Annotated in this window: 11 protein-coding genes and 1 tRNA gene; 6 read left to right on the top strand and 6 right to left on the bottom strand. The window is 64.7% G+C overall.

What is annotated here, in order from left to right:
* The first annotated feature begins 40 nt into the window (after window positions 1-40).
* Window positions 41-211, top strand: a complete 171-nt coding sequence (gene rpsU / locus CB0101_RS14175) for a 30S ribosomal protein S21 (protein ID WP_010304532.1) — start codon at window positions 41-43, stop codon at window positions 209-211.
* Window positions 212-340: 129 nt separating this feature from the next.
* On the opposite strand, the gene CB0101_RS14170 is transcribed toward rpsU, so the two are convergent.
* Window positions 341-1,984 (bottom strand): YifB family Mg chelatase-like AAA ATPase, encoded by a 1,644-nt coding sequence (locus CB0101_RS14170; protein WP_010304529.1) that lies wholly within the window; start codon window positions 1,982-1,984, stop codon window positions 341-343.
* Window positions 1,985-2,059: 75 nt separating this feature from the next.
* On the opposite strand from CB0101_RS14170, the gene CB0101_RS14165 reads away from it, so the two are divergent.
* From CB0101_RS14165 to CB0101_RS14155, 3 genes are read left to right on the top strand one after another with little or no spacing between them, the layout of a single operon-like run.
* Window positions 2,060-2,422: a histidine triad nucleotide-binding protein gene (locus tag CB0101_RS14165; protein WP_010304527.1), complete on the top strand. Its 363-nt coding sequence runs from the start codon at window positions 2,060-2,062 to the stop codon at window positions 2,420-2,422.
* A gap of 38 nt (window positions 2,423-2,460) precedes the next feature.
* Complete coding sequence (locus tag CB0101_RS14160; protein WP_029552763.1) at window positions 2,461-4,446, top strand: ABC transporter ATP-binding protein/permease; 1,986 nt, start codon at window positions 2,461-2,463, stop codon at window positions 4,444-4,446.
* Window positions 4,447-4,452: 6 nt separating this feature from the next.
* Window positions 4,453-4,653 (top strand): chlorophyll a/b-binding protein, encoded by a 201-nt coding sequence (locus CB0101_RS14155; RefSeq protein WP_010304521.1) that lies wholly within the window; start codon window positions 4,453-4,455, stop codon window positions 4,651-4,653.
* A gap of 29 nt (window positions 4,654-4,682) precedes the next feature.
* On the opposite strand, the gene CB0101_RS14150 is transcribed toward CB0101_RS14155, so the two are convergent.
* From CB0101_RS14150 to psbX, 4 genes are all read right to left on the bottom strand, one after another.
* Entirely contained in the window at window positions 4,683-5,174 is a 492-nt protein-coding gene (locus tag CB0101_RS14150) for a hypothetical protein (RefSeq protein ID WP_010304519.1), read from the bottom strand.
* A complete protein-coding gene (locus tag CB0101_RS14145) occupies window positions 5,171-5,674 on the bottom strand; it encodes a hypothetical protein (protein ID WP_010304517.1) in 504 nt (167 codons plus the stop codon). Before CB0101_RS14145 ends, CB0101_RS14150 begins: the two co-directional genes overlap by 4 nt.
* 37 nt (window positions 5,675-5,711) lie before the next feature.
* A complete protein-coding gene (locus CB0101_RS14140) occupies window positions 5,712-6,614 on the bottom strand; it encodes a Ycf66 family protein (protein ID WP_010304515.1) in 903 nt (300 codons plus the stop codon).
* Window positions 6,615-6,689: 75 nt separating this feature from the next.
* Window positions 6,690-6,812, bottom strand: coding sequence for a photosystem II reaction center X protein (gene psbX, locus CB0101_RS14135; RefSeq protein ID WP_010304513.1), 123 nt, complete (start codon window positions 6,810-6,812; stop codon window positions 6,690-6,692).
* Window positions 6,813-6,889: 77 nt separating this feature from the next.
* Between psbX and CB0101_RS14130 the strand changes: the two genes are divergently transcribed.
* A complete protein-coding gene (locus tag CB0101_RS14130) occupies window positions 6,890-7,252 on the top strand; it encodes a YggT family protein (protein WP_010304511.1) in 363 nt (120 codons plus the stop codon).
* On the opposite strand, the gene accC is transcribed toward CB0101_RS14130, so the two are convergent.
* Complete coding sequence (accC, locus tag CB0101_RS14125) at window positions 7,249-8,601, bottom strand: acetyl-CoA carboxylase biotin carboxylase subunit (protein WP_010304509.1); 1,353 nt, start codon at window positions 8,599-8,601, stop codon at window positions 7,249-7,251. The genes CB0101_RS14130 and accC overlap by 4 nt on opposite strands.
* A gap of 211 nt (window positions 8,602-8,812) precedes the next feature.
* Here accC and CB0101_RS14120 point away from each other — a divergent pair.
* Window positions 8,813-8,894: transfer RNA gene (locus CB0101_RS14120), tRNA-Leu, on the top strand.
* Window positions 8,895-8,935: the final 41 nt, after the last annotated feature.

Below are 8,935 nucleotides of genomic sequence, written 5' to 3'. Positions count from 1 at the left end.
TTGCTACCATCGTCAAACTGCACAGATTCTTGATCGGTTTATGACCCAGGTCACCGTCGGCGAAAACGAGGGCATTGAGTCGGCGCTGCGCCGCTTCAAGCGCCAGGTGTCCAAAGCCGGGATCTTCGCCGACCTCAAGCGCCTGCGTCACCACGAGACTCCGGTCGAGAAGTACAAGCGCAAGGCTCAGCAGCGTCGTCGTCGTCGCTGATCGCATTCAGCTTTTGCCCACAGGGCGTTCGCGGAAACCGGTGTTTCTACCGGTTTCCGCTTTTTTGTGGCCTGCTGATGATGAGATCACCCCCGCGGAGGTCTCCCATGAAACAGCTGATGCAGGTTCTCAATCGCTGGATCGGCTCGAGCGTTGGCAACGCCTTCGGTAACCCCCTGGAGGAGCGCCAGCATCAGCCACCGCTGGTGGGTGTGCAGCCCTATCGCGACCAGCCCCTGCGCCACTGAGCTGATCGAAGCTCCGGTAACTGAGGGCCTCCGCCACCGCTGAGGCGTTGACGTGGCTGTGGCCCCCCAGATCAGCAATGGTGCGGCCCACCCGCAGCACCCGTTCGGCTGCGCGTGCGCTGAGCCCCCGTTGATCAATGGCCAGTTGCCAGAGGTCGAGCGCTTCGCTGCTGATGGCCCCGTGTTGGCGTAAATCCGTGGCGCTCAGCTGGCTGTTGCTCACCCCTTGAGGGTTGCGGCTGCGCATGCGCTCCCGTGCTGCATGCACCCGCGCGCGCACCACGGCACTGGCTTCCGCGGCGCTGGTGCCCCGGAAACCTGCCCCCAGGGTGCTGCCCTCCAGGCGCCGCATCACCACCTGCAGGTCGATGCGATCCAGCAGGGGGCCTGAAAGCCGGCCCCAATAGCGCTGCTGTTGGGCCGTGCCGCAGCTGCAGGTGCGCTCCGGATCTCCCGCCCAGCCGCAGGCGCAGGGATTGGTGGCGGCCACCAGGTTCACCGCGCAGGGAAACCGCAGGCGCTGCCGGGCCCGGCTCAACCAAAGCTCGCCTTGCTCGAGAGGCTGGCGCAGCTGATTGAGTACATCGCGGCGGAATTCCGCCAGTTCATCGAGAAAGAGCACCCCGCGGTGTGCCAGGGGCAGTTCCCCTGGCCGCAATTGCGCGCCGCCTCCCACCAGGGCTGCGCTGGAGCAGCTGTGATGGGGGCTGCGGAAGGGGCGTTGCTGCAGCAGGCCCCCCTGGGCGCCGAGCAGTCCCGCCACCGAATAGAGCTGCGTGAGTTCCAGTTGTTCCGCCCGGCTGAGCTCCGGTAAGAGGCCTGGCAGGCAGCGCGCCAGCAGGGTTTTGCCACTGCCGGGCGGACCCACCAGCAGCAGGTGATGGCCCCCCGCGGCGGCGATTTCCAGGGCGCGCCGGCCATGCAGCTGCCCCTGCACGCTGGCTAAATCGCCGAGTTGGGGGGCGTCTGCCCCGAGCCCGGTTGCCTGGGCTAAGGCCGGCTCAGGTGCTTGATCGGGGTGCTGCAGCCAGTGCAGCGCTTCGCTCAAGCTGTCGGCCACCACCAGCGGTAGCTGCTCCACCAGTGCGGCTTCGTGGTGGTTGGCCCGAGGCAGCAGTAGGGCCCGCGCTCCATGGCGCTGGGCGGCCAGGGCCAGGGCCACCGCACCGCGCACCGGCCGCAGTTCACCCCCCAGGCCCAGCTCCCCGGCGCACCAGATTCCCTCCAGCTGGCGGGGATCGAGCTGGTCACTGGCGGCAAGGACCGCCAGGGCGATCGGCAGGTCGAAGGCCGGTCCCTCCTTGCGCAGATCGGCCGGGGCCAGATTCACCACCACCCGCGTGAGGGGCATGCGCAGCTGGCTGTTGCGGATGGCGGCCCGCACCCGCTGCCGCGACTCCTGCACGGCCGCATCCGCCAAGCCCACCACCTGCAGCCCCGGTAGCCCGGGGGCGATGTCTACCTCCACGGCCACGGCCCGGGCTTCGAGCCCCACCAGGGTTGCTCCGCTGCATCGTGCCAACATCGGCCTTACGGAAACCTGCAGTGGTGAAGTGCCACCGCTGTTTCATCGCTCCCCTCAGCTCACGCCCTTCACGCGATGGTCGATCCCGCTGGCACCCCGCCGAACGACACGATTTTCGGTCGCATCCTGCGCGGTGAGATCCCCTGCGATCAGGTGTATGCCGATGAGCAGTGCCTCGCCTTTCGCGACGTGGCGCCCCAAGCGCCCGTGCACATCCTGGTGATCCCACGCGAGCACGTGGTGAATCTGGCGGAGGCCGGTGAGCAGCACGAGGGCTTGCTCGGGCACCTGCTGCTGGTGGCCGCGAAGGTGGCGCGCGAGCAGGGCCTGGAGGGATTCCGCACGGTGATCAACAGCGGCGCCGAGGCGGGGCAGACCGTGTTTCACCTGCACGTGCATGTGATCGGCGGGCGCCCGCTGGCCTGGCCGCCGGGCTGAACCTGAACCGGTGAGAATGGCGGTATCTGAACGCTGTCATGAACCCCCTGCAGGCCTTCCGCAGTCAGCTCGGCAAGCTGCGGCGCCTCGCCCAGCCCTATTTCCTGCCGGTGGAGGACACCAGCGCCTGGCAGTTTCTGCTGCTGATCGTGGCGCTGATCACCGTGGTGGTGGGCAGCACGCTGTTGCTGCTGAGCGGGGTTGTAGCGGCCAGTGGAGCTCTCATCCCTGAGCTGCAGGCCCGCTTCCTGCCGGGGGTGCCGCAACAGGTGAACGCCATCTGGGCCAGTCCGGCAGGGCCGGTGGTGATGGTGCTGTTTGTGGCTGGTCTGATCTGCTTCGGGGCGCTGCGCAGCAAGCTGCGCCAGGGGCGTTGGCTTCCCTGGTTGCTGATGGGTTTGATCACATTGTTGATCTTGGTGATCAACGGCATCAACGTCGGCATCAGTTTTATTGCACGCAATATTGAGAATGCTTTGGTCGCCTACCAGGTTGAGCAATTCTGGGAGATTGTTGCTATCTATGCATTTTGCCTGGTACTTGCCCTTCCGGTCCGTGCGATTCTCACTTACTTAAATAAATGGATAGGCCTTCTTTGGAGGGAGTGGCTCAGTGGCAGATTGCTTAGTCGTTATCTTTCGGGACGCGCTTATTACGTCCTTAATCCAAATGACGAGATGGCGGAAGAGATAGATAACCCAGATCAGCGAATCTCCGACGATGCCAAAGAGTTCACCAGGACAAGTGTGGAGGTTCTTGTTGAGGTTGCCTATGCGCTGCTCACCTTTTCCAGTTTTATCTTGGTTCTTTGGAGTATCAGTTCCTCGTTGGCTGTTTATCTGCTTTTGTATTCTGTTTTGGGTACGGCTATTGTTGTCTACGCAAGTCGCAAACTTGTTGCTTTGAACTATGGTCAGTTGAGGTTGGAAGCCGATTTTCGTTATGGCTTGGTTCATATTCGCGATAATGCCGAGTCAATTGCTTTCTATCGAGGAGAGCAGCAGGAGGGCAGGGAGGCGTCCAGGAGGCTGAAGGGTGTTATTTCGAATTACAATAAGCTTATAGTCTGGGAGGCCCTTATTGGTGTTATCCAGCGCTCTTACGATTACTTTTCTCGGTTTCTGCCTTGGCTCATAATCGCGCCTATTTATTTTGCCAAGGATGTCGATTTCGGGGTGTTTGGTCAGGCCGGCATTGCCTTTTCACAGGTGCTGTCATCTGTGAGTTACATCGTAAATAACATTGATCGCCTGGCGGCGTTTTCCGCCTCGATCAGCCGACTCGAAGGCTTCCAGGGCAAAGTCGACGCGATCAGTCGCTCTGAAGCGCAGCGCGATCTGCTGGCTGATGAAGCCTCGGCTGCTTCTCGATCGCTCGTGGTGCGTCATGTGGATCTGGTGCCGCCCCAGAGCGATCGCCGCCTGATTCACGACCTCAGCCTGGAGGTGGGCACCAATCAGCGGGTGCTGGTGGTGGGCCCGAGCGGCTGCGGTAAAACCTCCTTCCTGCGCCTGGTGAGTGGCCTCTGGCCTCCAGCAGCCGGAGAGGTGGAGCGCCCTCCGGTCTCGGAGCTGCTCTTCATTCCCCAGAAGCCCTACATGCTGTTGGGCAGCCTGCGGGAGCAGCTCTGCTACCCCCAGGATCCGCAGCGCTTCAGCGATGAGCATCTGCGCAGCGTGCTTGAGGAGGTGCGCCTCGGCGCCCTGGTGCAGCGCTACCCCGACTTCGACATCAAGCAGGACTGGCCCCGTCTGCTCTCGCTGGGTGAACAACAGCGCCTGGCCTTCGCTCGCCTGCTGCTCAATTCACCGCGTTTTGTGGTGCTGGATGAGGCCACCAGTGCCCTCGATGTGAGCACCGAGCAGCACCTCTATGCCCTGCTCACCCAGCGGGAGATGGCCTTTGTGAGCGTGGGTCACCGGCCCACCCTGAAGGCATTCCACAACCTGGTGCTCGAGCTCGATGGCCTGGGCGGCTGGAAGCTGATGCCGGCCACCAGCTATACCTTCAACTCCGGCGTCTGATCCGCGATGACCACATCCCCCGAGACCGAGGCCACCAGCGCCATCCCCGCCACCAGTGCCACCACCAATGACGTGCCTGCTTTTGGGTGGAGCGGCTACGCCGAGCGGGTGAATGGTCGCTTCGCCATGGTGGGCTTTGCGGCGATCCTGCTGGTGGAGGCGATCAGCGGCGACACCTTCCTGAGCTGGGCCGGTTTTGTGGGCTGATCCACTGCGGGCAACCCTCGGCTCCGGGCTCAGGGCAGCTCCAGGAGATCCACCTGCCAGAGGCCTGAGCGACTCACCTCCACCGCCAGCACCCGGCCGTCGGCGCTGAGGCTCACCCGTTGCGGTACGCCCGCCGGTTCGATGGGGATGATCTGAGAGGCCTGTAGGGAGCGCCGGTGCAGCACCAGTTCGCTGCGGTCATCCCGTTGGCGCACCACAGCGAGGCGCTCGCCCCGTTGATCCACCGCCACATGGATGGGCAGGCTGTCGGCGCGGTTCAGGCCGGGCAACGGCACCGGTGCATTCCGGCGGCGATCGATCAATTGCACCTGAGGGCGGCTGCCGGTGCGGGTGCTGATCAAGGCCAGCCATTCGCTGCTCAGGGAGGGGCTTTGGCTGTCGCCCAGGCGGTTGAGCGGTTGATTGAGCCCCTGAATCGGTCGCATCCCGCTCTGGCAACCCGCCAACAACAGACTGATTAGGCCGACCGCACCGCCCAACATCCAAGCGCGCCGGCTCATGGCTGCTGCTCCGGGCCGCCGCCGCTTTCGCGTAAACCGGGGGCGCGATCGGGTTCGAGCAGGCCGGCGAGGCTGAACACCTGGATCTTGCGGCTGCCGCCCTGGATCAGTTCCAGGGCGATGCTCTGGCCATCGGGAGCCAGGCTCAACCATTGGGGTTCCTGGCCGGCGGGCAGCCACAGCGGGTGCTGCTGGCCGGTGGCCCGGTCTTCGATCACGGCCTGGCGCCGGCCCCCTTGCTGCACCAGCAGAGCCAGGTAGCGGCCGTTCCAGCTCAGTGATGGGGCGCTGTGGGGTTGGCGATTGCGCAGATGCCGTAAGAGGAGTTCTCGGCCACTGCGCCGGTCCTGCAGCAGCACGGTGGTGCGGCCGCCGCGATCCACCAGGCTTGCCAGTAGCCGCCCGTCGCCACTGAGTGCCGGTTGTTGACGCGACTCGGCCCCAAGCCCAGTTGGTGCTGCTGGCTGACGCCGCAAGGGCAGCCAGCTGCAACCGCTCAAGCCGAGCAGCAGGAGCGCAGCAGAAGCGAGAAGGCGCTCAGTCGTCGAAACGGGAGCTGTTGTCGCGCGGACCGGAGGGGCTGGGACCCTTGGGGCTGGCCGAGGTGCTGCCGGGGCCGTTGTTGCGGCTGGAGGGAGGAACAGGGCGGAATTCTGCATCGCTCACGCCGGGGTCGCTGGCGGTGCTGGAGGCGGCAGCGGTTTGGCTGCCCTGCGGGCGGTAAGGGGTGCCTTCAGGGCGATCGCTTGGGCCTGGCCGGCGGCTGGAGCGTGGCATGGGCTCGCTGCTGGTGGCAGGGCGGGTGCCGCGGCGGCTCTCATCGCGGTCCTGGCGACGGGAGCCGAATTCGCGGCCGGGGCCTTCGCTGGGGCCGCTGCCGGCGCGGAAACGGCTTGCGGTCGGTGGTGCTTCGCGCCGCTCGCTACGGCCATCCCATTCATCTCGGGAGGCGGCGCGCTCGGGAATGGCTGCGCGGGCTGGTGCCCGGCGGGGGCGATACAGGTCGTCCTCATCGCGCTCGCCGTAGCCGTCTTCGCGGGAGCGGATGCGGCGGCGCAGCGGCTGCGGTTCGTCGAAACGATCGACGTCATCGCGCCAGTCGCGGCCACCGCCCATGCGGGGTTTGGGCATCGGCTCGTCGTCATCGAAGAACGATGAGCGGCGGGCTTGCTCGGTGGTCACGCCCCGGAGCCGCACGCTTTCGTAGCCGAAAAAGATGGTGGTGGCGGCGAGCAGGAACTGACCGAATTGCAGGATCGGGTCGAGGCGCCAGCCCTGGAAAAACAAAATGCCGCCGCAGAGCAAACCCACGGCGGCGAAGAACACGTCGTAATCGCGGGCCAGGGCGGGCTTGAAACTCCTCATGAAGTAGAGGAGTGCTCCGCCAACGGCCAACACGATCCCAACAATGCTGGCCCAATTCAGGCTGGCGTTGACCACGGATCGCAGCTCCCTTTCAAGCCACTGTAGGGCGGGAGTCGAGGGCGGCCTGGGGAACGCTGGCCGCTTCAGCGATCAGAGCTTGCGGTCGACGCGGTCGTTCTGGCTGATCAGGATCACCGCGATGGTGATGGGGATGACCACGATCACCGCGCCCCAGACGAGGCTGCTCAGAAAGTTGGCGAGGGAGGGGGTCATGGCTGTGACGAATCCGCCCGGGATCCTAGGCAGTGATGGCCGCTTCCTACGATCAAGCCACTGCTGCTTAGAGCTTTGTGACGGGGAGCCTTGCCACGGCGGGATCGCAGGCCGACACCCTGGCGCTGCTGCGGCAGGTGCTGCCCCCTGTGCACTTGGTGCTGGGGTTGCTGCTGTCGGCCTGGACGCTGCTGTTCCTGTTCCGCATCGTGCTCACCTGGTATCCCCAGGTGGATCTCAGCCAAGGGATTTGGCGCGTTGTGGCGGTCCCCACCGAACCACTGCTGGGGTTCACCCGTCGGCTGATTGCGCCGATCGGTGGCGTGGATGTAACGCCCGTGATCTGGCTGGGCTTGATCAGCCTGGTGCGTGAGCTGCTGGTGGGTCAGCAGGGTTTGATTACCCAGGTGATGATCCGCGTCAGCGTGCTGCCGGCTTAAGCCGGGGGCAGCATCTCCTGCTCCACAAATTTGGTATGCACATCACCGGCCTGGAACTCAGGCCGATCGAGCAGCTGCAGGTGGAAATCGATCGTGGTTGGAATGCCCGTGACGGCGCATTCCGAGAGCGCACGGCGCAGCCGCTTGAGGGCATGGTCGCGGTCGGTGCCCCACACGATCAACTTGCCGATTAGGGAGTCGTAGAAGGGCGGGATCTCGTAGCCGGTGTACACGTGGCTGTCGAAGCGCACGCCGGGGCCGCCGGGCGGTAGCCAGCCGGTGATCTTGCCTGGGGCTGGGCGGAAGTTCTGGCGCGGATCTTCGGCATTGATGCGCACTTCAATCGCATGACCGCGCAGTTGGATCTCCTCCTGGCGCAGGGAGATTGGCTCACCGCCGGCAATGCGCAGCTGTTCGGCAATCAGGTCGACGCCGGTCACCATCTCGGTGACGGGGTGCTCCACCTGAATGCGGGTGTTCATCTCCATGAAATAGAAGTGCCCGGTGCGATCCACCAGGAACTCCACGGTGCCGGCGCCCTCGTAGCCAATGGTGCGGGCTGCAGCCACAGCTGCATCACCCATCTGTTTGCGGAGATCGGCATTGATGGCCACGCTGGGCGCTTCCTCCAGCAGCTTCTGGTGGCGCCGCTGAATGGAGCAGTCGCGCTCGCCCACGTGCACCACGTTGCCGTGGCGATCGGCCAGCACCTGCACTTCCACGTGCCGGGGCCGGTCGATGAATTTCTCCATGTAGAGCCCAGGGTTGCCGAAGGCAGCTTCCGCTTCGCCCTGGGCGGCCTTGAACAGATTGTCGAGTTGATCTGGGGAGGGCACCAGGCGCATCCCCCGCCCGCCGCCGCCGGCGGTGGCTTTGATCATCACGGGATAACCCATGGACTCAGCCAGGGTGCGGGCCTGATCCACGTTCTCCAGCAGACCTTCGCTGCCGGGGATGGTGGGCACGCCCACGCTCTGCATCGTGGCCTTGGCCGTTGACTTGTCGCCCATCGAGCGGATCGATTCCGGCGAGGGCCCCACAAAGGTGATGCCGTGGGCGGCGCAGATCTCAGCGAACTTGTCGTTTTCCGCCAGGAAGCCGTAGCCCGGGTGGATGGCATCGGCGCCGCGGGATGTGGCGGCCGCCAGGATGTTGGGAATGTTGAGGTAGCTCTTGCTGCTGGGTGCATCGCCGATGCACACCGCCTCATCAGCGAGCTGCACGTGCAGGGCGTTGCGATCCACCGTGCTGTACACCGCAACGGTGGGAATGCCGAGTTCGCGGCAGGTGCGCAGGATGCGCAGAGCGATTTCGCCACGGTTGGCGATCAGCAGTTTGCCGATGGGCATCCAGTGGCAGGCCGGCAGATCCGGCAGCGCAGGCCGCAGGGGACTGTATCAGTGCTCACCAGGGCGGATCACGCTGGGTCGATGGGTATAGTTCCGGGGCAGTGCATCAGCGCTGTTCGCCCTCACGCCTGTCGCCAAGGTCATTTTGGCCCCATGCACAGACGACCAAAACCGAGTTCCGTCAGCACTCTGCTGCGATCTCAACAACCACGCGGATGTGGTGGAATTGGTAGACACGCACGTTTGAGGGGCGTGTGACTTCGGTCTTGCGAGTTCAAGTCTCGCCATCCGCATTGATCCATTCACCGATCGAGGCCAGCGTGTGACGCAGCTC

The sequence above is a fragment of the Synechococcus sp. CB0101 genome (assembly GCF_000179235.2).
Lineage (GTDB): Bacteria > Cyanobacteriota > Cyanobacteriia > PCC-6307 > Cyanobiaceae > Vulcanococcus.
This window is presented reverse-complemented; position numbering and strand designations above follow the sequence as displayed.

What these genes read in the sequence shown, in the direction of transcription:
- CB0101_RS14155 (WP_010304521.1), top strand. Translation starts at nt 4,453, where the DNA reads ATGACCACATCCCCCGAGACCGAGGCCACCAGCGCCATCCCCGCCACC.
- CB0101_RS14165 (WP_010304527.1), top strand. Translation starts at nt 2,060, where the DNA reads ATGGTCGATCCCGCTGGCACCCCGCCGAACGACACGATTTTCGGTCGC.
- CB0101_RS14150 (WP_010304519.1), bottom strand. Translation starts at nt 5,174, where the DNA reads ATGAGCCGGCGCGCTTGGATGTTGGGCGGTGCGGTCGGCCTAATCAGT.
- CB0101_RS14170 (WP_010304529.1), bottom strand. Translation starts at nt 1,984, where the DNA reads ATGTTGGCACGATGCAGCGGAGCAACCCTGGTGGGGCTCGAAGCCCGG.
- CB0101_RS14160 (WP_029552763.1), top strand. Translation starts at nt 2,461, where the DNA reads ATGAACCCCCTGCAGGCCTTCCGCAGTCAGCTCGGCAAGCTGCGGCGC.
- rpsU (WP_010304532.1), top strand. Translation starts at nt 41, where the DNA reads ATGACCCAGGTCACCGTCGGCGAAAACGAGGGCATTGAGTCGGCGCTG.
- psbX (WP_010304513.1), bottom strand. Translation starts at nt 6,812, where the DNA reads ATGACCCCCTCCCTCGCCAACTTTCTGAGCAGCCTCGTCTGGGGCGCG.
- accC (WP_010304509.1), bottom strand. Translation starts at nt 8,601, where the DNA reads ATGCCCATCGGCAAACTGCTGATCGCCAACCGTGGCGAAATCGCTCTG.